Genomic DNA, 24,515 nt, shown 5'->3' with positions numbered 1-24,515 from the left:
ATGGAGTGAGTACATGGTTCAACATAATTATCATGATCAAACAAAAGTGATCAAAGGGACTGTGAGACCTGATCCGAAGACGGGTGCGGTGAATCCGCCTTTGCATTTATCGTCAACATTTGCACAAAAAGACCCTATAAACTTAGGAAAGTATGACTATGCCAGAAGCGGTAATCCGACGCGCGATATTTTAGAGGAAAATATTGCTCATCTAGAACATGGCAGCCGCGGTTTCGCTTTTTCAACGGGAATGGCTGCAATTTCAGCTGCTTTTTTATCCTTACATCAAGGAGATCATGTAATTGTGACGAAAGATGTATACGGAGGGACATTTCGTTTGATCACAGAGCTTTTGCCTAACTATGGCATTACTCATACCTTTGTAGATCTAGATGATCCGCATGAGCTAAAGGCAGCCTATCAGAAAAATACGAAAGTTGTGTATATTGAGACGCCTTCCAATCCAACTCTAAAGGTCACGGATATTCAAGCAGTAGCTAAATCTGCTCATGCTCATGGTGCCTTGTTGTTTGCGGATAATACATTTATGACTCCGATCTTTCAAAAGCCACTCGACCTAGGCGCAGATCTAGTGATTCACAGCGCAACGAAATTCCTTTCCGGCCACTCAGATATTTTAGCCGGCTTGATCGTTACGAAAGACCAAGAGTTAGGCAATGCGATCTATTTCATTCAAAATGCGATGGGCGCGACTTTAGGGGTCAGCGATTGTTGGCTGCTCTTACGCGGCATTAAAACATTGAAGGTCAGGTTACAAACTGAAGCTGATAATGCTTTGGAATTAGCACGATGGTTAGAGAAACAACCAGCGATCAGGAAAGTACATTATCCTGGCTTGGAAAGTGACCAAAATTATGAGATCCAACAGAAACAGGCTAAATCCGGCGGGGCCGTTTTATCTTTTGACGTTCAAAATGAAGATAATGTTCGCACGTTGGTCAACAATTTAGAATTGCCGATTTTTTCGGTTTCACTAGGGGCTGTTGAAACGATCATTTCATATCCATGTACTATGTCACACGCTGAGTTAGATCCTGATGAACAAGCAAAAAGCGGGATCACTCTGGGACTTGTACGTCTGTCAGTTGGAATCGAGGATCTTTCAGATCTACGCCAGGATTTTCAACAAGCACTAGAAAAATTGAGTGACTTTGAAGGGAAGACGAAACATGAAAAAATTTCGTAAGATAGTTTTGGCGTTTGCTGCTATCGCACTAACTTTCTCGTTGACAGCGTGTGGCAGCAAAAAGGACTCAACTGAGGATTCATTTAAATCGGAATTGAAAACACAAGGCAAACTAACGATCGGTCTGGAAGGAACTTACTCACCTTACTCTTACCGTAAGGATGGCAAACTAACCGGCTTCGAAGTCGAATTTGGTAAGGCGATCGCAAAGAAGATGGGTGTTCAAGCGCAGTTTGTGCCAACTAAATGGGATTCTTTGATCGCTGGTTTAGGTTCTAAAAAATATGATGTTGTTACGAATAATATTTCGCAAACCCCAGCACGCCGCAAAGTTTATAAATTTTCTGAACCCTATATTTATTCGCGCTATGGCTTGATAACCCCTAAAAATAGTTCACTTTCCAGTTTGAAAGAGATCGCGGGACAAAAGTTTGTGGAAGGTACGGGTACGAATAATGAGCAGCTGGCAAAGAAATACAAAGCACAGTTAATTTCATCCGGCGACTTTTCAACGACGCTTTCGCTGTTGAGGTCTGGCCGTGCTGCAGGGACTATTAACTCGGCAGAGGCTTGGTATGCTTATAAGAAAGATAATTCGACGCAGGGTTTGAAATTTAAAGATTTGTCGAAAGAAGAAAAGCCGGTCAAAATTTCTGCGATGTTCAATAAGGATAGTGATAAAACGAGAGCTGCTTTCAACAAAGCGGTTAGTGAATTAAGAAAAGACGGGATCTTAAAAAAATTGTCGGTTAAATATTTTGGTGCAGATATCACTAAAAGCGATTCATAAAAGTTAAATAGATTATTTTACCTGAGAAAAATATTGCCTGATTTACAATTCATGTTGCACTTGAACTGTAAATCAGGCAATATTCTTGTGCTGTAGTATAATCTCCCATAGCCTAACGATATAGGAGCTACCAAAATTATTCCATATTTTTCTGCAACGAACTTGTTCGTAAGTGCACGTAATTTTACTATAAGTTGTTTCGTAATGGACGGAACGTAGCAAAGCTGACACTGAAGGTAATAATTATTGTAATGTTAACGAAAGGAAGACTTTTTTGGAAAAAGACTTGGCGGTTAAAATAGATTCTGCAGAAACTTATGTTTATGTCGATGGAAAAAGAACTCTGAAAATAATTTTCAAAAGAAAGAGATATATTTTATAATTCTGAAAACGCTTACCATATTATGGGCGAAGAGTTGAGTTACTGCAAATGCCCCAATATAATACGCAGTAATTGGTTTATTTTTCCAAGTCGACTGGAAAGGAAAAGCAATAATGATTTTAGATGAAATGAAGGCTAGAGAAGGATTAACAGTGCAAGAAAAAGTTGTTTTAGATTATATTGTTAAACATCCACGTGATATTTTAGGTATGAATATCAAGGAATTAGCACGTGAGAGTTTTTCTAGTGCTGCTACGATAGTTAGGTTATGCAAAAAGACAGGATTAAAGGGGTACTCTGATTTCAAATATAGATTTGCTTCAGAATTCCCGAGCATTATTGGGTTAAGTGATGATTTGAATGTGCAATCAATTGATGCGAATGTTCAAGTAGGTGACGTTTTTAAGCGCGTTGAATTGGTGCATAAAAGAGCGATCGAGTATACGAGTGGATTGCTGAATAAAGAAAAGGTCTTGAACATTGTGGGATTGATAGAAAAAGCCCCTAGGATCGAGATTTATGGTGAAGGACTTAATTATGAACTAGCACGGTCTTTTTGTTTGGAGTTCGAGGAAGTTGGTTGTGAGTCTAATGCTTATAATTCTGTGAATCCAATGCATACTGAAATGGGAAAGGACAAGAGACACCCGATTTTGGCATTTATTTTGACCCATACTGGTAATAACGAACACATGTATGATATCGCAGACAAACTGAAAAACAAAAATTATCGAACTGTGGTTATTTGCGATAATGCACAACGTCCAATATGTCAGATCTGTGATGAAAGTGTAGTGATCATGACCACGGAAGGTACTTTGGACTTGAGTAATATAGTATATATTTCGTCTTTACAATACCTGTTTGATGTCTTCGTGTCCTTAAAGCTGAAATCAAATTATCATATGGTGCGAAGGGTATCTAATAAAGTAGATAGTGAAAAGGATGGTAAGTGAATGTTGAAAAAAGATTTCTTATGGGGTGGCGCGGTTGCTGCCAACCAATATGAAGGAGCTTGGAACGTTGACGGTAAAGGTGCTAGTGTGACAGATGTCATGACAAAAGGAAGTGTTGATCACCCCCGCGATATTACTGAAGGTGTAATAGAGGGACGAGAATATCCTAATCATTTAGGGATAGATTTTTACCATCATTATCAAGAAGATATTAAGTTATTTGCTGAGATGGGATTTAAGTGTTTTCGTTTAAGTATCGCCTGGTCGAGGATCTTTCCAAGAGGCGACGAAAAAGAACCTAATGAAAAAGGATTAGAATTTTATGATGCAGTTTTTGATGAATGCCTTAAATATGGGATCCAACCAGTTGTTACTCTGTCTCATTTCGAAATGCCATATCATTTAGCGCATGAATACGGAGGATGGCGTAACCGTAAAATGATCACATTTTTTATGCGTTATGCAACAGTTTGTTTCAAACGCTATACAGGTAAAGTCAAATACTGGATGACATTTAATGAGATCAACAATTTGATCGATATTGATAATCCTTTCAACGCCTGGACTGGAGCAGGGGTTTTATATAAAAATGGCGAAAATGCAGAAGAAACGATGTATCAAATAAGCCATTACCAATTCGTTGCCAGTGCATTAGCTGTTCAAGAGGCTAAGAAGATCGATCAAGAAATGCAGGTTGGTTGTATGCTGCATTTTGGGCCGATCTACCCTTATTCTTGTGATCCGAAGGACGCGATGGCAAGTGTTAAAGCTATGGACCGCCGTTTTTTCTTTAGTGATGTTCAAGTTAGAGGCAAATATCCTGAATACACTAAGAAATTGTGGCAACGCAAGGACTTTCAATTAGATATTACGGATGAAGATTTGGCAGTTATTAAAGATGGAACAGTTGATTATATTGGCTTCAGTTATTATAAATCCACTACTGCTAAATTTGACAAGGAGAATGATTTTGAAGAAGTTCCGAATCCTAATGTACCGAAAAGTGATTGGGGCTGGGCGATAGATCCAATCGGGTTACGATATATTTTAAATGTTGTACATGAGCGATACGGATTACCGATGTTCATTGTCGAAAATGGTTTTGGAGCTTACGATAAGCTCCAAAATGGAAAAGTTAATGATAATTATCGAATCGAATATTTGGAAAAACATGTTGTAGAAATGTTAAAAGCTGTAGATTTAGATGGGGTGGATGTTTTGGGTTACACACCTTGGGCTGCCATCGATATTATTAGTGCTTCTACTGGAGAAATTGAGAAACGTTATGGTTTTATTTATGTTGACCAAGATGAGGTCAAACAGGGCAGAGCTGGCCGGCATAAAAAGGCTTCATTTGATTGGTATAAAAATGTAATTTCAACTAATGGTGCTTGCTTAACAGATAAAGTAAGGTGAAAGTAATGAAAAATATATTAAATGAAAAAATTGTTCCTCAAGTGGTGAAGTTTACTAACACTAAAGCGATCCAAGCTTTAAAAGACGGAATGATGTTTGTCATACCTTTTTTGATCGTTGGTTCTTTATTTTTGTTACTGTCTAATATTCCAATTCCAGCTGTTGCAAATGCAATAACTAAGAGCGGTCTAGGGGATGTTTTTAACCAAATTTATTCTGGATCATTTGCGCTCATGTCCTTTTTTGCGGTAACGGGGATCACCTACACCTATTTGAAAAATGAAAAGATAGATACCGCATTTGCCGGGAGTTTAGCAGCGCTAGGTGCATTTATCTTATTAATGCCATTTCAGGTTAAGACCGAAAAAGGTGAGATCATCACCAATGTTATTTCCAAGGATTGGACGGCTGGTCAAGGGATGATCACTGCTATTTTAGTCGGTCTGGCAGCGGGGTGGATCTATACATTTTGTATTAAGAAGAATTGGCGGATAAAGATGCCAGCGGGAGTTCCGCCTGCAGTCTCTAATTCCTTTGTTTCTTTAATACCAACCGGTGCAGTTTTGATAGTAGCGGGGATCGTTTATGCGATTTTCAAATTTTCAGCAAATACCAGCTTTTCAGAAATTATTTATTCTGCAATCCAGACGCCTTTGCAAGGAGTAACTGACTCATTCGGTGGAGTACTTCTGATGTCAATGATCATGTCACTCTTATGGTGGTGTGGCGTCCATGGTGGCGCTATCTGTGGTGCAATATTGCAGCCGATATTACAATCTAACATGTCTTCAAATCAATCTCTTTTAGATGCTGGCAAGAAATTAACAGTCGCTAATGGTGGTCATATTTTCACTCAGCAATTTTTGGACAATTATCTATGTATGAGCGGGGCAGGGATCGTTGTTGGCATGGTTATTTATATGGCATCTTTTCTAAGTCAAGTGGTCTGAAAGAGTTAGGAAAATTAGCCATTTTTCCAAATGTCTTTAATATCAATGAACCGGTGATCTTTGGCACACCGATCGTCCTTAATCTCTACTTGATAGTTCCATTCGTTCTTTTCCCAATGTTTGTTGGGGCTAGCAGTTACTGGTTAATGCAGATCGGGGTCTTGCCTTTATTTTCAGGCGTAATGGTTCCATGGACAACGCCGCCTATCATCTCCGGCTTTTTGGTTGGTGGATGGCAAACTGCATTGTGGCAATTTATTATTATTGTTTTGTCAGTAATTGTATATTTCCCATTTATCAAAAAACTCGATATGCATATGTATGCCGAGCAACAAAAGGCAAAGAAGGAATAACTTAGTGAAAAAAGTTGAGAATTATAGCTCGCTTTTTGGTATAGTCACTCTATTTTTGAAATTTCTGCAAAATACGCGATAACTGTTTTTGTACGAAAACTAAAATTAAATTTGAATGTAGAAAAACCCCCAAGGTTGGATTTGGTGCCCAACCTTGTGGGTTACTTGTGGCTGCGGCCGGACTTTTTTGTCCATACGACCGAGATAAAAGCATAAATTAACTACGAATGAGTACAAAGTATAATTGTTGAAAGTGTAGACTCACTTTTCTACAATTTTGTACCTATTCCCTTATGCTGTAGGAATTCATCAATTCCGACATAGCCGTCTTCTTTACCTTGTCCGGACCAGCGCCGCGCTTACTTTGCGCATTTTATTTACTATACTTCGTTGTTTAAAGCTTTTTCAAAATTTGAGACCTTTTTATATCGAATTGATAAGAACCCAAATAAAAGGATGCCTAGTATAGAATAAGAAGCTCTTTTGCAGTTCATATAAGCACCTCCAAATTTAGTTTTAGTTTCGCTAACTTAACTAAGCTTTATCGCGATACAATATAAAGTAGTAAGTTTTATCCGTGTTAATATCCTTGATATCCACGGCCCCCATTAAAGTATCGGCGTCAATTTTTCTAAAGACGTCGATAATTCCCTTAGTGTCATAAATCATTGCTCCTGTGGTGATACCACGGTACTCTACTTCACGTAAACGAGCACAACTCTGATCAGTGGAAATTAATGGTTTAATTTTTGTCCAGTGATTTTACTAGGATAGTCACTCTTCATGCAAGTGTTGGCTTAATTTATCCTGGTTTGTTGATTGCCCTAACAAAGATTTTACTCATTTTTACTGTGCTTGACTTTTGTCGACATTTTGATACGCAAGATGTAGAGTTAATTAAAAAACACGCCATTTAGAAATATGTAAATTAAAATGAAAGCAACGATGCAGAGGATAGTTTTCCCAGCTTCTGCATTTTATTATGTCTTTAGATTTAGAAGTGCTGGATTTTAATAAACATGATCTATTGGTTGCAGGTCATGGTACGTGATAAGTGGATAGCCATTTATTTTCTTTTATCTCCGGTTATATTGAAAAGGCTTCCATTATGTTGTATAATATACCTGTTGAAACGTTTCAAATTTATTTTAATATTTCTACAATATTTATATAGGATTATTAATTGATTTCAAAGTAATATAAATCAATAAGTAATTTTATGAGGAGGTTGAAAATGAATACTTTTGTTAATTTCATGGAGAAAAAGTTTGTGCCTGTTGCCTCTAAAATAGGGACACAAAGGCATTTGTTAGCTATTCGTGATGCTTTCATGGTCACGATGCCCTTAATGATACTTGGTGGTTTGGCAACTATGATCAATAATTTGCCGATACCAGCTTTCCAACACTTTATGAATTCAATTTTTTCAGGTGGGTCTTGGAAAGGATTCGGGACTTCTGTGTGGAATGGGACTTTTGCCGTTTTATCCGTAATGGTGGCTTTTTTAGTCGCATATAATTTAACTAAGAGTTATGGTAAAGAACCTGTTGCGTCTGGTGTTGTCTCAACGGCAGCTTTTTTTACGGTTGGTGGAGCCACAGGCATGTCGACCGATGGTCTTTTTGTCGCAATAATCGTAGCTATTATTTCTACTGAGTTGTTTATTCGTTTAGTAGGTAATCCTAAGCTGGTGATCAAAATGCCTGAAGGTGTGCCGCCGGCAGTTGCTAAGTCGTTTGCCGCATTGTTGCCTGCAATGATAGTAATATGTATTTTTGGCTTGATAACGGCTATTTTTGCTGGATTTGGTGTGAAAGATATAATTGGTTCATTTTATAAGGCAGTTCAACAGCCGTTTATGGGGATGGCAAGTACTTATGGATCCGCGCTACTGATAGCCTTTATTACACCGTTTTTATGGTTTTTTGGATTGCACGGAGCCAATATGATCGATCCATTTATGCAGACGATCAATGCTCCAGCAATCGAAGCTAATGTTAACGCGATTTCTGCTGGAAGGGATGCACCATATATTGTTAACAAGCCGTTTATCGATAGTTTTGTTAACTTGGGTGGAACTGGTGCAACGTTAGGCTTGATCATCGCAATTATTTTGGTAGGGCGTAGAAATAAGGCTTATAAAGTTGTGAATAACTTGAGTCTTGCACCTGGGATCTTTAATATCAATGAGCCGATGCTGTTTGGTTTACCGATCGTCCTGAATCCTATTATGTTTATCCCATTTATCATTACCCCAATTGTTTTGGTTACCGTCGCCTATTTTGCTACTAAGTTAGGCATTGTGCCGCCGGCTACGGTCATGCCTCCATGGGTCACACCACCGATCATTGGCGGTTTTTTAGCTACACAAAGTTTTGCTGGTGGTATTTTGGCTGCAGTTAATTTGATTTTATCAACGATTATTTATATGCCCTTTGTCAAAATTGGAGTCGATCAACAATTAAAGAAAAATGAACAATAAACGCTGAAGACGCAATAACGAATATGGAGTGAGCTGTATGTATAAAGCAAAGGACTTTTCGCTAAGTTTCTCTATTGTATTAGCCATAGTTTCTTTTGTCTTCTTTATGTGGTTAGTCCCAAACCAGATTTTGGCTGCAAATAATAACTAACAAACAGAGCCGATCTTACGTAACGGCAATTTTGAACGAAATATTGAAAAGAATGATATACAGACTTTTAAAGGACAAAGAATAAATAAAAGGCAGGGCAAGGTCTATAATGGAAACTATGCTTTACAGATCGGTAAAAACTCTCCAGGGAAAGATAGCAAGGATTATCCAAGATGGTTGTATAACGAAGGAAAAGGGTCGGCAAATTTGGTGATCCGTAATGTGCAACCAAATACTAAGTATAAAATTTCAATGAATTATTTTAATCAAACGGGAGTTAAATTTCGCTTGGGTGTTCTTGATACTGAAGGAAAAAAAGATTGGAAGCCAGGGCAAATCAATTCAAACTATAAAACCTTTGATAAGAAAACAAGCCAATGGCAGGCAGCTTCTTTTGAAATTACTACTGGTCCTAGAACGAAGGAAATAGACGCTTTTGCTTTAACTGAATGGACGGGAAATGAAAAAGGGTCAGGTTTGTTTTATCTGGATAATGTTAAAGTTAATAAAATAGGACAGCAGGTTGCTGATAAGCAAAAAACAATTGAGTATGATCCTGATAAAGTGACCGCGTTTCCCACGATAATCCCTGCGGTCAAGCAATTTGAGGGACGAGGAAATTCTAAGTTTCATCTCGATAAAAATTTACAAAGAATTTTTGTACCTCGTAATATGTATTCTCAAGGAAAGCTTTTAGGAGAGAAGCTCAAAAAAGCGGGGATAATTAGGAATTATATAGTCTCTACTAACTTAAGACTCGCCAGAAAAGGGATCGTCATTTCTAACTCAGAGGTCGATTTTAGAAAAGATTTGAATGCTATTGAAAAGCAAAATGCGTATCAGTTCGATATTACACCGCAAACATTAATAATTCGTTCTAAGACGAATGAAGGTATTCAAAACGGTATAATGACAGCATTACAAGCTTTTCGGCAAAGAAATGCTCTACCCACTGGTAAAATTAAGGACTATTCCGATCAAGAATATCGAGGACTGCAAGTCGATTCAGGCCGTCGTTACTATTCGATCGACTGGCTCAAAGAAGCAGTTGATCAAATGGCTGAATTGAAACTTAATAAACTGCAATTAAGACTTAAAGATAATGAAGGAATACGATACCAATCAGATGTTGCACCACAGTTCTCTGATACAGACGGAAGAGCATGGTCCAAAAATGATATTCGTAGCTTAGTTAATTATGCTCGAAAATACAATATTGAAGTTATACCGGAAATAGACTTCCCAGGCCACTCTGAACAAGACGGCGTTTATTTTGATAAGAGTTGGTTGTTATCTTCAAAATCAAATGCCTTAGATATTTCTAATCCTGAGGTTCGCAAATACATGGCAAATGTATATCAGGAAGCTTTTAAACTTTTTGATTCGAAAACAGTTCATATTGGCGGAGACGAATATTTCCAAACGTCGGGTTTTGCGGACCCCGACAATAAGCTTGCAAAATGGGCGCAAAGGCAGACTAAGAACCCTCATGCGACTAAATATGATGCGTTTAAATTGTTTATCAATGAAATAGCTAAACCATATTTAAATCAAGGAAAACAAGTCTTTGTGTGGAACGACAATATACTTGATCTTAATTCTACAGTTAAGTTAGATCCAAGGTTAGTGGTTGATGTGTGGGCAGGTACGATTTATGATTCGATCACAGCTAGCAACGCTGTAGATAATGGATACGAAGTAGCCGGTTCTGCTTCTGACCTTTACCATGATTTATGGCCTGATAATGATAAGATAGATCGTCCACTTCCTAAGTTTTTATATGAAAAATGGCAAAGTAATTCATATTCTAAAGGATTTGATCCGCATGAAAATCTGTCGGCAACTCAAATGCAAAAGAGTAAAGGACAATTTTTCCCAATTTGGGATGATGCGAATGGTTATGCACCAGAATATGTTTTGAGCAAGACTTTGTATTCCAGACTACCTTTATTTGCTAATAACATGTGGGGTTCGCAGGAATGGGTCGATAGGAAAGATAAACCTAGATATGAAGAGATGGAACGTTTGATTCATTACATGGAGCCTGAATCAGCTAAGAGCGTTGAGTATACAAATACGGATGTTAATTACATCGCTAATACAATAAAAGGCAAGTTACGTGGAATGAAAACAAGAAGCCCAATTGTTAAGCGCAAAATAATAAAATTGAGGATTTATGTTGGTAAAGTACTTCGTCATACACAGAAAGCCGATAACAATACTAAAATTTATAAGATGATTCATGATTTTGAGAATCTTAGCAATTAGGATTTTGTCTATGAAAAACTTGTGCATTATATATTAAGAGTGAAATTTCTCGTTAGATTCAAAATGCAAAAAATACTAGTAGTATTTTAGAGCAAAAATTAGCTTGGAATGTGACAATTGAACAAAACACACACAAATTGAAACAGTCCTGTTGGAAGCTGGTAGTAACCGGTCTTTGGCAGGACTTTTCTTACATATAAGACTTATATTTCTTTTCTTACAAAAAAAGACACAAAAGATAAAAAAATGTAACAAAAAAATTCTAGACTTTTTAAGTAATTGCGTTACAATAGGTGATGTGAAAAAGTAAACAACACAAGGAGCGAAAACATTTGAATAATTCAGCAAAAAAAGTTCTACTTGGCGCTGTTGGTGCAGCTAGTTTATTCGTTGCTTCAACTAGTGTTAGTGCAAATACCACACATAAAGTTACTTCAAACGATACAGTTTGGGGCTTGTCCCAGAAATTTGGTGTTTCAATTAAATCGATTGAACAACTGAATCATATTAGTACAGATTCTCATTTGATCACAGTTGGACAAAACGTTCAGCTTCCTAGTAAGGGTGCTTCTGTAAAAACTCCCGTTAAGCAGAGTGTACCAAGTACACCTAAGTCAAACGCTACATATACTGTAAAATCTGGTGATTCGCTTTACACGATCGCTCAAAGCCATGGTGTTTCGGTTGCAGCTCTTCGTCAAGCAAACTCATTAACTGGTTCTGCTTTGCAGATCGGTCAAAAATTAGTGATCAATGGCTCAGCAGCTCAGGGTGCTACTACTCAAGTACAACAACCAGCAGCTGCCCAAAGCCAGGCACAGTCACAATCACAACAGGCACCTGCTGCTAATAACGCGCAGGTTCAACAGAGCCAACAACAGGCTCAGCCACAGCAATCTGCACAAGTACAGTCGCAGGCACAACCACAACAGTCTACTAACAATAGCTATGCTGCACAGGGTAACACTACCACTGCTCGTACAACTAACAGGAACTCAAATTCCGGCAGCCAAGGTTATACAAACAGCCAGCCAAGTAATTCACAAGGCAATAACAATAATGCAGGTTCTGCTAATTATAGTTCTGTAGTAGGTTATGCTAATTCATTCAGTGGTTCCCGCTATGTCTATGGTGGAAATGATCCATCAGGTTTTGACTGCTCAGGATTCACACGCTATGTTTATGCTAAATATGGCAAGTCTTTGCCACGTACAAGTCAAGCACAAGCTAACGCAGGTACACGTATTTCCTCAAGTCAAGCAAGACCAGGCGACTTGATCATTACTAATGGTGGAAATCATGTTGGTATTTCTACTGGTAATGGTAACTTCATTTCTGCTGAAAACCCACATGACGGTGTTGCTACTTCCAGCCTTAAGTACTGGGGCCCAAGCTATGCAGTACGTTTAAAATAAGTAGAATTTTTCGTTAGTTAAATTTATAATTATAGGTCGCTCATTTCATTTCTTTTGTGAAAGGGTGGCCTTTTTTGTGATTAAAACAGTAGAATGATAATTTGTCCAAAAAAATAGAGTGAAATTGATCACTCTAGAAAAAGTTTAATTTTTTGGTAGTAAGCGTTGAGCCACTATAATTACACTAATTTCCCGCTGTCCATCAGTGCTTGAACTTCAGGCTGGACATGACCATATTTTTCAACAGTATCTTCAAAGTCAATAAAAAACAGCTTGTACCAGACCAAGAAAGTATAGATAGTCCAGATTTGACGTCGGCCATTGATCTTACCTTCGTAGTTGTCTTGCAATAGACGCAGGATCTGTCGTTGGTTAAAAATCTCGTTGACCCAGCTTTGCTCAAACAAATCACGCACTTGATCACAATACTCTTCTTCCTCTAACCAGTCTTTGATCGGCACTGGAAAACCGAGTTTTGGGCGTTGAGCGAAATCTTCCGGCAAGTGTCTTAGGGCGGCTTTGCGGAAAGCTTGCTTAGAACCTTCCTTATTCAGCAACATGTCGCTTGGAATATTGTTGGCAACTTCCGCAACTTTGCGGTCGAGAAATGGCACACGCAGTTCTAGTGAATGAGCCATTGAGATCTTATCCGCTTTTTGCAAGATGTCACTGAACATAAAGTGGTGTAAGTCAATGTATTGCATCTGTTTGATTTTATCAGCGTCGGCAACTTTTTCGAAATCGTCATGGTAAATGCTGTTGATAGTTAATCCATTTTGATAATTCCCTTGAAGGACGCGGTTTGCCTGATCTGAAGTGAAGATCGAAGGCTGACTAGGATCATAGATCACCGACTCACCTGTGTAGTAATCTGCAGGTTCGGCTGCCCAGGTGTACAGTTGAGTCTTGCCAGGGAAGCTAGGCATTTTTTTGAGCAAATGAGCCACATGCTGTCGTTTCTTTTCAGGCAAATTGTGAAGGCGAGATGCCAGTGACTTAATGGTGCTGTTATTTGAATGCAGTCCATAATTGACATAGCCGGCGAATAGCTCATCGGCACCTTCACCTGAAAGAGCGACAGTGACTTTACGACGGGCTAATCGGCAAAGGTACCAAAGAGGAATGACCGATGGATTAGCATCCGGTTCATCTAGGTGGTATTGCATTTCCGGAAAGTCATAGAAGGCTTCCTTGGCATTGACTGTTTCAACGTTAAAGTTCAACTCATTTTCATCAGCTAACTCTTTAGCCACACTAGCTTCGTCAAACGGTCCATTTGCAAAGTTTACGCTGAAAACTTCTTGCGGTTTCAAAACTGAAGTAACGTAAGACGAATCTACACCTTCAGATAAGAAGCTGCCGACTTTAACGTCAGCGATGTTGTGAGCCTTAACAGAGTCAGTGACAGTTTTGTCAATTTCATCAATGACTTCTTTTTCGCTGCGTTTATCATCGGTATTGTATTGGGCATCCCAATATTCATGAGTTGTTAACTGACCATTAGAGTATTCGAACCAGTGACCGGCCGGGAAACGGTAGACATTTTTGAATAAGGTTTCCGTTAAGTCATTGTACTGATTCATTAAGTAAGGCTTAACAGCTTTTTTATTTAGTTCTTTTTTGAAATTTGGATGACGCATGAAAGCCTTGATCTCTGAACCGACAATAAATGTCTCACCTTGTAAGTAATAGTACAAGGGTTTGATACCAAAGAAATCACGTGCACCATACATAGTTTGTTTATTAGTATCATAAATGAAATAGGCAAACATCCCGCGAATCCGTTTTAAGGTCCCGTCCATTCCCCATTCTTCATAACCATGCAAAAGGACCTCGGTGTCTGTAGCTGTTTTAAAATCGTGGCCAGCCTGGATCAATTCCTCTCTCAAGGACTGATAGTTGTAAATTTCACCATTGAAAGTGACCAAAATTGAATTGTCCTCATTATATAAAGGTTGGGCTCCGCTTTTTAGATCGATCACACTGAGCCGTACGAATCCCATTGCGACTTTGTCATCAGTAAAGTGACCACAGCCATCGATATTTGGCCCACGATGCTGGATCAACTTCATCATAGAGTTAATTGTTTTTTCTTTGTGTTCCACTTGCGGATCACTAAAAGCAATAATTCCACACAAAAAAATCCCCCCTAGAGCTATATAAACGTTAGCTTTTGTTTATAATAATCCCATTGTACGCCAAATTTCCGTAAAATTACAAGTTAATTACAAATTTTACAAGTATATGGCAAGATTTGCCGGACTATTGTTCAGTATACTATGCATAGTAAAAATGGGTCAATATAAGGCAAATGTTTGTCTGGAATTTTTATAACGATAGTTGACATCGAAAAATTTTTTTGTGGACTGGGCAATATGTCAGTTTGTCAAAATTGAGTCTGGTGGCACTTACACAGTATTTGTTTTGAGCCATTGATTGAGTGAGGCAATGAATGGCTCAAACAGATGAAATGAGCCGCATCTCAGGACGGTGAGTGGCTCAAACAGACGAAGTGAGCCGTACCTCAGAGTGATGAGTGGCTCAAAGTGATGAAGTGAGCCGTATCTCAGGCCGATGAGTGGCTGAAACAGACAAAGTGGGCCGTACCTCAGAGTGATGAGTGGCTCAAAATGGTGAAGTGAGCCGTACCTTAGGGTGATGAGTGGCTGAAACAGACAAAGTGGGCCGTACCTCAGAGTGATGAGTGGCTCAAAATGGTGAAGTGAGCCGTACCTTAGGGTGATGAGTGGCTGAAACAGACAAAGTGGGCCGTAGATCAGGGTTATAAGTGGCTCAAAATGGTGAAGTGAGCCATATCTTAGGGTGATGAGTGGCTCAAACGGACAAGATGAGCCGTACATCAGGGTAACTAGTGGCTCAAAGTAAGGAAATGAGCCGTATCTCAGGCCGATGAGTGGCTCAAACAGACGAAGTGGGCCGTACATCAAGGCAATCAGTGGCTCAAACCAGTTAAAATTGCTGGAACAAAAATGAGACACAGGAATTAAACTGCGTCTCATAGTTTTATTCTCGAGTTTTACATGTTTGTATAGCCTGCATCAACGTTAATGGTAGTTCCAGTAATATATGAAGCCATGTCACTAGCCAGGAACAAGCTGGCTTGTGCAATTTCGATTGGATCGGCCAAGCGTTTCAGTTCACTTAGTGCGTCGGCTTCCTCTTGCAAAGTCACGTTTTGTTCTTTCAGTGCGCCCCTTAACATCGGGGTATCGACGGCACCCGGAGCAACGCTATTTACGCGGATGTTGTATTGGCCATTTTCTAAAGCAGCTACCTTTGTCATTCCCCGGACTCCATGTTTAGCGGAAACGTATGCCAAGTTGTAAGGCTGGGGTCTGAAACCAGATACTGAAGAGATATTGATTATAGAACCGCCTTTATCTTGCTTGATGAGTTGTTGCAGTTCATATTTCATGCAAAGGGCGGTCCCTTTTAAGTCGATGCTCATCAATTTATCCCAGTAATCTTCGTCAAATGCGGAAGCTAATGCATTATCCGGTGTGAGTGCAGCGTTATTGACTGCTACATCAAGTTGATGATACTTTTCGATGATCTCTTGGATCATGTTCCTGACATCATCCGAGTTAGAGATGTCAGCATGAACAAAGTAGGCCTCTCCACCGCTTTCTTGAATTTCTTTGGTCACCTTTTGGCCTTTTTCATCGTTGAAGTCGACAACCGCAACTTTGGCCTGTGCTTCAGCGAAGAGTTTGGCCGTGGCCTCACCCATCCCCATTGCAGCACCAGTAACAAGAGCAACTTTGTTCTTTAATAATGGATATGTTTCCATGAGCGTTTCCTCCTCGTATTTTGTCTCACAGCACTAACTAATATAAGCGCTTTCAAAAAACGCCGAAAAATATTAATTAGTATAGTAAGAAGTGTTCTGCATTAACAACTATATCTATTATGAACTGTAGGAAGCAGTAAAGACAAGCAAAATTATTGTTTCTTCAAATCTTCAATTGAATTAATGTCTTTCATATAAGTCGGTACAGCTAGTCCGATCCGGGCGTTTGGCAGGTTGACGCGGACCTCGTCGACTTGACCACGGTACTTCTTAGCGTATGCAGCATGACTGACGGGAAGTTGTGCGACCATTGTAGCATCGACCTTGCCAGAAGCTAATGCTTGCCACATGATCGAAACGTCTAGTTGTTGAGTTGTTGCCTTGTAACCCTTTTGCACGAGCAAATTTTTAACTACGTAAGTGACAGCACGTTCATAATCATAGGGTGTATAGACGAGCTTGATCGATTCTCTGTGGCCTTGTGGGACACCTTGCAATATCTCTTTGACTTTTTTAGGATGTGCTTTGATATATTGTTTAGCTGCCTTGTCGGAATTCATGCCGCCATTGATCTTTAACATGGTCGAGTAAGAATCTTTGATCGTCCAGTGGAAATTTTGTAATAATTTGTACGCACCTGGGTTATCTTGTTGCAGGTCTTTTCTTGCCACTGTACTGAAATGCTGGACTTTGCCAAAAACGTTTTTGGGATCTTTTAACCACTTCATGTCATATTTAGCGAACATCCAGTGTGGTTGAAAGGCCGTTACCACAATAGGTTCCTTATTCTTAATGGACTTGCCTAGGGTACTGACCATCGCCGCTGTCGAACTCGGCATTAGCTGCCAGTTTTTCTGTTTGAGCCCATAAGCAGTTAGCATTTTCTTGGCTTTACCCATCTCACCAGAAGAAGCATCGATTCCCGTGACAGTGTAGTTTAATTGTGGACCAAGTTCTTTACTGGCATTATATGATTTCGGTTTTTGACTGCCACACGCTACCAGCAAAATCGCCGTAAGCGCTATCAACAAAAGCGACGATATTTTTCTTTTTTTGTGTGTCAAAATAACTCCTCCAAACTAAGGATCAATAATTGATGCGCTTTCATTTTAACGTAAAATTCACGCTTGCTAAAGAATTATTATATTAGCGGTCGGTTATTTAACTATGAGTTTACGGTGAGACAAGTGTAAGTTGGTTGATATGGAATTTATGCTTAAGTGCGGTATAATATACACGAAAGAAAAATTATGAAAAACCAAAAAAGGAGGGTAAATAACTTGCTGCTAATAATAGTTTTGGCTGTCTTGCTGGTGTTCTCGTTAGTTCGACGTGTATATTTTCAATCCCAGCTAGAACAAAAAGCTAAATATAACTTTTCTCCTGTTTTGGGTGGTTTGATCTTGTTGGGATTTTTGTCGCCCTTGATGCAGACATTTGGTCATTCCGTGCTCTTTTTAATGATGATGTCCGCTTTAGTTATTCTGACATTTATCGCTGGGCGTAACGGTCTCACAAAACAAGGGGTCTTGTTGCCTAACTTGCTAACAAGGCTATTGGATTTTCAAAAGATAATAAAGGTCAACTTACAGCCTTTAGATGTTGCTCAGGAAAGAAATGTTGTCGTCGCAACTTTTATTGAAAAGAAAACTCAGCGTCAACATGCGTTAGTTTTTGAAATGTCACTGAACGATTTGATAAGTTTCCTACAACGGAAGTTACCATCTGAAGCACAGATCGAAAAGTAAAAATTTGGTATTTTGCCTGACGAAGCGGCTAACGTTTGCTTTGCCAGGCTTTTTTGTGTTTGCCAGCTTTAAATTTCAAATAAATGGCCGATAATATTTATGGGAAAAATAACTGTCGTGTATTTTAGTAAAGTAAATAGAAAGAAGAGAACAATGTGGAAATGAATTCAGAGTTTTTACGTTCCATAACCGAAAATCTTGCCGTTGTGACATTTGATACAAGGAAAAATATTACTTATGCGTCGGACCTATTTTCGCAGACAATGGGCTATTCAAAAGAAGAATTATTGACCATGCAACATAAGGATCTCTGTTTTACCAACTTTGTTAATAGTTCAAGCTATAGCGATTTCTGGGAGCGTTTATTAGCTGGGCAAACTTTTCAAGCTCAAGTTTTGAGAAAAGGTAGGGGCGGCAAAAAGATATATTTGGAAGCAAATTATTTTCCTTTGCGCGATGCCAAGCATACTTTGACAGGGATCTGCAAGGTTTGTTTTGACAAAACAGAAAGTACCTCGGCCATTATCGAAGCGTTAGCGGATATTACACAAGTTTCGGACTCGATTAAGCAAATGTATGATTCGCAAATGAAGCAGATGAATGAGACTAAAAAAGTAATGGCTTCGATGAAAGCAAGTTCCGCCGGTAATTTGGCAAATACTGCTGCCTTGAAAAGCGACACTGATCAAATCAGTCAGATCACTAAAACAGTACATGAGATCGCATATCATACCAACATTTTGTCAGTCAACACAGCTTTGCAGGCGGTCCGTGCCAGTGAAAACAGTAATGGTTTTTCAGTCGTTGCTAAAGAAATGCGAAAATTATCTAAAGATGTGGACCAGTCTTCGACTAATATCAATGAGACTTTGCAAAATGTTTTGCGTGAGGTCGAAGGTATCGATCAGACTTCTAACCAAACCGGTGAGCAGATCGATTCGGCCTTGGAAGGCTTTCAGCAAAATCAAAATTCATTTGGCAAGTTAGAGCTGAGTTCTGAAAAATTAAGGAATAACGTAGTATTGTTAGGTCAATTATTTAAAGTTAAACATGAAGAGTTGGGTCAATGATCCGGCTTTTTTAAATTAAACCCTTCGGAGTGTTAGAATAGAGTATCTAAATTGGGGGGCCTTTAGTTGCAGATCAAAAACAAGATTTTTTTGATGATCAACACGCTCTTATCCATGGGGAGCGGTTTGATCACACCTATTATGACACTATACATTCACAATGATCTACATAAAAGTTTGGTGGTTGCCGGCTATGTCCTTCTGCTGTACTCGGGTATGATCGCAGTTGGGTATTTGATCGGTGGACGGTTATTTGACGTCTGGCAACCAGAGTTTTTGGTTTATATCGGGGGCAGCGCGGCAATTTTGTTTCTGATTTTGTTGGCGCTCTTTCCTAAATGGCCAGTACTGATCGTGTTCCTTACTTTTTACGGAGCTGGACAAGGCCTGTGGCGAGCTGCTTTTAGTGGTTATATGGCGGTTATCCAAGAAGAAGATCATGATATCTTTAATAATAACTATTGGACTGCTAACATTGGGATGGGAGTTGCGACATTGTTAGCTGGCTATTTGTATTCGATCAGCGTCCACCTAGTCTTTTTGGCTACGGCAGCTTTGTTTATAGTTGGGCTTTTTATTTTTGTGCGTTACTTTTCTTTGCAAAAAGGACAGTCACATTTGGATGTAGGAAATGAAGATCCTGCAAAGCAAGTACTATCGCCTAAAATGAAACGTGCAAGTATAGCGATTTTATGTTCCTTTATGTTTTTAACTTGCATCAGTTATGAGCAGTGGGAAAGTAATATTTCGGTATTGATGACCTCTCAGGGGATCGCAGTCCAGAAATATAGTCTGCTGTTCACGATCGCAACGGGACAGGTCATTATTTTTCAACCACTGTTAAATAAATTATTTCCACACAAGCCGTGGATCGAACGATTTCGTTTAATGTTTGGTTTGTTTTTGTATGGTAGCTCATTTTTGATCGTCATCGACGCGAGCCAGTATTGGCGTTTTATTGTTGGGATAGTTGTTTTGACGACGGGTGAGATCTTAGTGACACCAACGATCCCTCTGCTGTTGAGCCAATATTCGGATAGGCAGCATCGCGGTTTTGTGCAGTCGCTCGGGAGTTTGGCGAATACACTAGGGATCGCACTTGGACCAGTATTAGGAGGATATTTGATTACCGCCACAGGTTACCAAGGTGCTTTTATCGCAATTTTTATTTTACAAATGGTGATGATGCTACTAGTTTTGCGTTTGCAAAAAACGAATGGTTAGAAAGGATAAGTTAACCGGCGACGGGTAAAGTTTATCAATTCAGGGTCGATTTAAAAGTCGTTAAGCTGGCAATTTGGCGGAGATTTGAAGTCGATGGGGACGAAACGATTTTGCGATCAGCAAAGCAGCAACTTCAGCTTTTTGACTTTTTGGGCGATCAAATATATTCTCAGGTGATCAGTTTAAAAAAGTATATCGAAAGAAGAGAAAGGAAGCCAAGGAACAAGGCCAACAGAGATGCCGAGATCTCGGCTTTAGTCATACGAATGAAAAATTCTGGGAGACTGGTTTGATCGACCCAAAAGGTTTTGACTTAAAGATGCCGATGGAATGATCAAAGATATAAATTAGTTATAATGATAAAAAGGTCAGTCAATTTGCGGACTGGCTTTTTTAAAACTATAATAGACGGTGCAAAAATAAGTGATGGGAGGCTTTAAAAGTGAAGGTTGCTATTGCGGGTGCAGGAGCAATGGGAAGCCGCTTTGGTCTGATGTTGGCTCGAGGCGGTAACGATGTCACATTGATCGATGATTGGAAAGATCATTTGAATGCTATACAAGAACATGGTTTGCAAGCCAACTATAACGGTGAAGATGTTACTGTTAAATTGCCGGTCATGTTACAGTCGGAAGTCGGCTCCGATGAAAAATTTGATTTGGTGATCGTATTTACCAAATCAATGCAGCTAGCACAAATGTTACATGATATTCAAGGAACGTTTGGTGAATATACAAAGGTGTTGTGCCTATTGAATGGCTTAGGACACGTCGAGACCTTAGAAAAGTATGTCAATAAGGATAATATTTTCTTAGGTAACACGATGTGGACGGCTAGACTGGAAGGACCTGGTAAAGCTAAGTTATTTGGCTCAGGTTCAGTTGAGTTAGAAAATGTTGGCACTGGTAAAACAGAAGACGCCAAGCAACTCGCCGACTTTTTGTCAGAAGCCGGCTTGAACGCTAGCTATTCTGATAATATTTTATATTCAATTTATCGGAAAGCTTGTGTTAACGGCACGATGAATTGTCTGACAACTTTACTGGAATGCAATATGGGTCAGTTTGGCGCAACCAGTCAAGCTCATCAAATCGTGGTGACGATCGTGAACGAGTTTGCCGCGGTCGCCAAGGTCGAAAAAATCGACTTGGATGTTGACGAGATCATCGAACATGTTGAATCGTGCTACGATCCTTCCGTTGCAGACCATTACCCTTCAATGTATCAAGATTTGATTCAAAATAAGCGCAAGACAGAAATTGATTACATCAATGGTGCCATTTCGCGTAAAGGATACAAATACAACGTCCCAACACCCTATTGTGATTTAATCACAGCAATGGTCCATGCAAAGGAGGAATTGCTGGGTGCCAAATAAAGATATACTAAAAGGCCATCTCGAGTTTTGTTGCGAGACGGCCTTTTTAGGTTGTGACGTTGGACAAATCGTGTTCAGATTCGCGATTGTGAGCCGTTGATTCAGGCGATGAGCGGCTTAAATTGAGTACATGAGTCGTACATCAGGACGATCAATGTCTCAAAGGGAGCAAGAGAGCCGTACATCGGGATGATGAGTGGCTCAAAAAGTCCGAGTGGGCCGTACAACGGAACGATCAATGGCTCAAATGGGCGAAGAGAGCCGTACAACGTGACGATTAGTGGCTCAAAGGGAGCAAGAGAGCCATACATCGAGATGACTAGTGGCTCAAACGGATAAAATGAGCCGTACATCAGAATAATTAATGGCTCAAAGGGAGCAAGAGAGCCATACATCGGGATGATTAGTGGCTCAAACGGGTCAAGCGGACCGAATATCGTACCGATCAATGGCTCAAAAGAGTTAAGTAAGCCGTACATCAGATCGATCAGCGGCTTGGATCAGCAGTCAGAATACAAATCAGCAGCCAAGATCCAAATTAAATATCCGACCAGCTAAAAATTAGTGCCAATTTTTTCTTTCTTGCAGTTTTTCGAAAAATGTGGCTTGGTCAGTGAACCAGTATCTGAAATTTTGGCCTTTGTTAACGTATGTGCGGAGATTTTCAGTCGAGAATTTGGAAGTAAAGTGTTTACTTAACATTTCTCGAATATAACGCTTGCTATAATCGTCTCCAAAAAAATTGTATAGGTCGTGGAGTCGTAGATCATGTTTGAAAAATAAGACACCATAATCACAGATCGTGCGGACATATGCCTCTTCCTTAACTTCTTTGGCACCGCAGTTTTTGCAAATTAAGCAGTATCGTTCTGGTAGCCAATTAAAGCTATCACATCTTAAACAACGAATACCTTGCTGCGATTTTCTATTAGTTTGCGCGGAAAAGTCAGTATCCGGCTGATAAGACGGGATTTGATACTGACGAATAATGTTTTGCCAGCGGATATCATTTGGATCCGTGTTTTGATGGACTAACCATGAGACGTGGTCACTAAACGCACCGACTTTTTTGACAGTGTGGTCAACGGGATCTTTAATGTCCAGGTTGACAAACGGGCTAGTAAACACAATCGTCGTGTCGATGGGATGAATGAGTTTGTTGTCCTCTAGGATGCAAGTTAAAATATCTCGGGCACGGTCGATTTGGCCAAAAATGTTATGCGGGATGGTTTTTCCGTTGCGTATCCAAGTCTTTTCTTGGAAAGAATAGCTGCCTTGGTAGTTTTTGGCGTCATTAATGTACAAGGTTTTTCCGATGCTAAATATTTGGTCGATCTGTGTTACGTTATTTTTGTAATTAAGAGTAATGTCACTCAAGATCGTATTGGATTGCAAGCCAGTCTTGATGAGCGCTTGGTCTAATAACAATTCTCCTTCAAACCCGAGCGTTAGAGCGTTCGATCTGTTTATTTCGGTACTAGTTAAAGTAGTTCTTTTTGCTAAAGTTTCTAAATATTGCAATTCGATAGTTTTTGTTCTCATAGGAACATCTCCTTCCAATAATATATACGCAAATTAAGCGAAAATTCACGAACAAATAGTGTATACTAAAGGTGAGAAGCTGTATAACACGCATAACCAATAGGTGTAGAAGGGGAGATTTAAAAGTGAAATTTGAAAAAATGGTAGACTTACATTGCCATATTTTGCCAGGTATAGATGATGGCTCGCCCGACTTGCAAAGTTCTATACAGCTGGCAAATGAAGCTGTGCGTGATGGGGTCACACATATTTTAGCTACGCCGCATCATTTAGATAACGATTATGTAAATCATGCTGCTGATGTGATCTTGGCCGCAGATATGTTTCAGACAGAATTAGATAGACGTAAGATCCCGTTAACAGTATTTCCAAGCCAAGAAGTACATATTAATGGTGACTTGCTCGATCATTATGATGATTTGTTAGGGATCGATGAAACCAAAAAATACATGTTGTTGGAGTTTCCCCACGGAGAAGTCCCTCACTATGCTGACCGCTTGATCTTTGATTTAAAAAAGCACGGTACAACACCGGTGATCGTCCATCCGGAGCGCAATAAAGGGATCCAAAATGACCTAAACCTTTTGTATGGCTTTATTCAAAATGGTGCGTTGGCCCAAGTGACCGCTACGAGTTATGTCGGTGATTTTGGAGAACATGTTGCTAAGGTCTCGCATCAACTAGTTGAGAATAATTTGGTACAAGTCGTTTCTTCTGACGCCCATGCGTTAAAGGGCAGAGGGTTCGTTTTGGGAGAGGCTTTAGATCAAATCGCACATGATTTTGGCGAAGCAAAAGCACGTGAGTTTGAACAGAATGCTGAGGATCTGATCAATGGTGATTATGTGGCTGCACATGATTACGCACCGATCGCTAAAAGAAAGAAATTCTTATTTTTTTAAAGACTGAACAGTGAATTAAGGTGGGTGAGCAAATGTTTCCAGTTAGACTAAGGGCTTTGAGGCAGGGCAGAGGGTTGTCTTTGCCTGGCTTGGCTAAAGAGTTAAACAAAATGATGAGTAAAGCAGAAGACCGCCATAATACAGGCCCGCAGATCGGTAGTTGGGAGCGGGGAGTCAATACTCCTTCTTATGTTGAGGTCGTTAAGTTGGCCGACTATTTTAACGTGTCGTTAGATTTTTTGATCGGACGGGACTATGATGATTTTGAAATCGAGGATATTTTCGCGTCAACTTCTCGTTTGCGTTTTAACGGCAAAACATTGAGTAAAGGTGACCGTAACGCAGTTTATGGCATGATCAAGGGATATTTGCGTGCCAAATATCCGCCAAAAGATGATGAAGAGGAAGATTCGAATCAGGTGACCTTACCCTTGGATAATTAAATATATTTATACAGTAGAGTTTATGGT

At 39.6% G+C, this 24,515-nt stretch carries 19 protein-coding genes and 1 pseudogene; 15 read left to right on the top strand and 5 right to left on the bottom strand.

What is annotated here, in order from left to right; all coding sequences use genetic code 11:
* The first annotated feature begins 13 nt into the window (after positions 1-13).
* The 5 genes and pseudogenes from AC3XNE_RS02040 to AC3XNE_RS02020 all read left to right on the top strand — a co-directional run bounded on the left by AC3XNE_RS02040 (position 14) and on the right by AC3XNE_RS02020 (position 6,054).
* Entirely contained in the window at positions 14-1,207 is a 1,194-nt protein-coding gene (locus AC3XNE_RS02040; protein ID WP_489832597.1) for a trans-sulfuration enzyme family protein, read from the top strand.
* Positions 1,191-1,997 carry a transporter substrate-binding domain-containing protein gene (locus AC3XNE_RS02035; RefSeq protein ID WP_489832596.1) on the top strand — a complete coding sequence of 269 codons (807 nt, stop codon included), beginning with the start codon at positions 1,191-1,193 and terminating at the stop codon, positions 1,995-1,997. The genes AC3XNE_RS02040 and AC3XNE_RS02035 overlap by 17 nt, the downstream gene beginning before the upstream one ends.
* Positions 1,998-2,492: 495 nt before the next feature.
* Positions 2,493-3,335, top strand: coding sequence for a MurR/RpiR family transcriptional regulator (locus AC3XNE_RS02030; protein WP_489832595.1), 843 nt, complete (start codon positions 2,493-2,495; stop codon positions 3,333-3,335).
* Positions 3,336-4,751: a 6-phospho-beta-glucosidase gene (locus tag AC3XNE_RS02025; protein WP_489832594.1), complete on the top strand. Its 1,416-nt coding sequence runs from the start codon at positions 3,336-3,338 to the stop codon at positions 4,749-4,751. It begins immediately after the preceding gene.
* Positions 4,752-4,756: 5 nt separating this feature from the next.
* Positions 4,757-6,054: pseudogene (locus AC3XNE_RS02020) on the top strand (PTS sugar transporter subunit IIC).
* A gap of 534 nt (positions 6,055-6,588) precedes the next feature.
* Here the strand turns inward: AC3XNE_RS02020 and AC3XNE_RS02015 are convergent.
* A complete protein-coding gene (locus AC3XNE_RS02015) occupies positions 6,589-6,789 on the bottom strand; it encodes a DUF4334 domain-containing protein (protein ID WP_489833355.1) in 201 nt (66 codons plus the stop codon).
* A 499-nt stretch (positions 6,790-7,288) separates the two neighbouring features.
* On the opposite strand from AC3XNE_RS02015, the gene AC3XNE_RS02010 reads away from it, so the two are divergent.
* The 3 genes from AC3XNE_RS02010 to AC3XNE_RS02000 all read left to right on the top strand — a co-directional run bounded on the left by AC3XNE_RS02010 (position 7,289) and on the right by AC3XNE_RS02000 (position 12,370).
* Entirely contained in the window at positions 7,289-8,536 is a 1,248-nt protein-coding gene (locus tag AC3XNE_RS02010) for a PTS sugar transporter subunit IIC (protein WP_489832593.1), read from the top strand.
* Positions 8,537-8,864: 328 nt separating this feature from the next.
* Positions 8,865-10,955, top strand: a complete 2,091-nt coding sequence (locus AC3XNE_RS02005; protein ID WP_489832592.1) for a family 20 glycosylhydrolase — start codon at positions 8,865-8,867, stop codon at positions 10,953-10,955.
* Positions 10,956-11,287: 332 nt separating this feature from the next.
* Positions 11,288-12,370: a C40 family peptidase gene (locus AC3XNE_RS02000; RefSeq protein ID WP_489832591.1), complete on the top strand. Its 1,083-nt coding sequence runs from the start codon at positions 11,288-11,290 to the stop codon at positions 12,368-12,370.
* Positions 12,371-12,549: 179 nt separating this feature from the next.
* On the opposite strand, the gene asnB is transcribed toward AC3XNE_RS02000, so the two are convergent.
* The 3 genes from asnB to AC3XNE_RS01985 all read right to left on the bottom strand — a co-directional run bounded on the left by asnB (position 12,550) and on the right by AC3XNE_RS01985 (position 17,245).
* On the bottom strand, positions 12,550-14,508 hold the full coding sequence (gene asnB / locus AC3XNE_RS01995) for an asparagine synthase (glutamine-hydrolyzing) (RefSeq protein ID WP_489832590.1): 1,959 nt from the start codon (positions 14,506-14,508) through the stop codon (positions 12,550-12,552).
* Between the two features lie 899 nt (positions 14,509-15,407).
* Positions 15,408-16,181, bottom strand: coding sequence for an SDR family NAD(P)-dependent oxidoreductase (locus AC3XNE_RS01990; RefSeq protein ID WP_489832589.1), 774 nt, complete (start codon positions 16,179-16,181; stop codon positions 15,408-15,410).
* Positions 16,182-16,333: 152 nt separating this feature from the next.
* A complete protein-coding gene (locus tag AC3XNE_RS01985; RefSeq protein ID WP_489832588.1) occupies positions 16,334-17,245 on the bottom strand; it encodes a glycine betaine ABC transporter substrate-binding protein in 912 nt (303 codons plus the stop codon).
* Positions 17,246-17,461: 216 nt separating this feature from the next.
* On the opposite strand from AC3XNE_RS01985, the gene AC3XNE_RS01980 reads away from it, so the two are divergent.
* The 5 genes from AC3XNE_RS01980 to AC3XNE_RS01960 all read left to right on the top strand — a co-directional run bounded on the left by AC3XNE_RS01980 (position 17,462) and on the right by AC3XNE_RS01960 (position 22,159).
* A complete protein-coding gene (locus AC3XNE_RS01980) occupies positions 17,462-17,929 on the top strand; it encodes a hypothetical protein (RefSeq protein ID WP_489832587.1) in 468 nt (155 codons plus the stop codon).
* Positions 17,930-18,090: 161 nt separating this feature from the next.
* A complete protein-coding gene (locus tag AC3XNE_RS01975; protein ID WP_489832586.1) occupies positions 18,091-18,999 on the top strand; it encodes a methyl-accepting chemotaxis protein in 909 nt (302 codons plus the stop codon).
* Between the two features lie 66 nt (positions 19,000-19,065).
* Entirely contained in the window at positions 19,066-20,223 is a 1,158-nt protein-coding gene (locus AC3XNE_RS01970) for an MFS transporter (protein ID WP_489832585.1), read from the top strand.
* Positions 20,224-20,665: 442 nt separating this feature from the next.
* The gene (locus AC3XNE_RS01965; RefSeq protein WP_489832584.1) at positions 20,666-21,601 is read left to right on the top strand and encodes a 2-dehydropantoate 2-reductase; all 936 of its coding nucleotides are present in this window, start codon (positions 20,666-20,668) and stop codon (positions 21,599-21,601) included.
* 399 nt (positions 21,602-22,000) lie between these two features.
* Positions 22,001-22,159: a hypothetical protein gene (locus AC3XNE_RS01960; protein ID WP_489832583.1), complete on the top strand. Its 159-nt coding sequence runs from the start codon at positions 22,001-22,003 to the stop codon at positions 22,157-22,159.
* A 3-nt stretch (positions 22,160-22,162) separates the two neighbouring features.
* Here AC3XNE_RS01960 and AC3XNE_RS01955 read toward each other — a convergent pair whose 3' ends face one another.
* The gene (locus tag AC3XNE_RS01955) at positions 22,163-23,143 is read right to left on the bottom strand and encodes a nuclease-related domain-containing protein (RefSeq protein ID WP_489832582.1); all 981 of its coding nucleotides are present in this window, start codon (positions 23,141-23,143) and stop codon (positions 22,163-22,165) included.
* Positions 23,144-23,268: 125 nt separating this feature from the next.
* Here AC3XNE_RS01955 and AC3XNE_RS01950 point away from each other — a divergent pair, with 125 nt between their 5' ends.
* Together AC3XNE_RS01950 and AC3XNE_RS01945 are read left to right on the top strand one after the other, a co-directional pair.
* Complete coding sequence (locus tag AC3XNE_RS01950; RefSeq protein WP_489832581.1) at positions 23,269-24,045, top strand: tyrosine-protein phosphatase; 777 nt, start codon at positions 23,269-23,271, stop codon at positions 24,043-24,045.
* A gap of 32 nt (positions 24,046-24,077) precedes the next feature.
* On the top strand, positions 24,078-24,488 hold the full coding sequence (locus AC3XNE_RS01945) for a helix-turn-helix domain-containing protein (RefSeq protein ID WP_489832580.1): 411 nt from the start codon (positions 24,078-24,080) through the stop codon (positions 24,486-24,488).
* Positions 24,489-24,515 lie beyond the last annotated feature (27 nt).

Source organism: Ligilactobacillus sp. JN-6 (Y).1, assembly GCF_058111525.1.
This window is presented reverse-complemented; position numbering and strand designations above follow the sequence as displayed.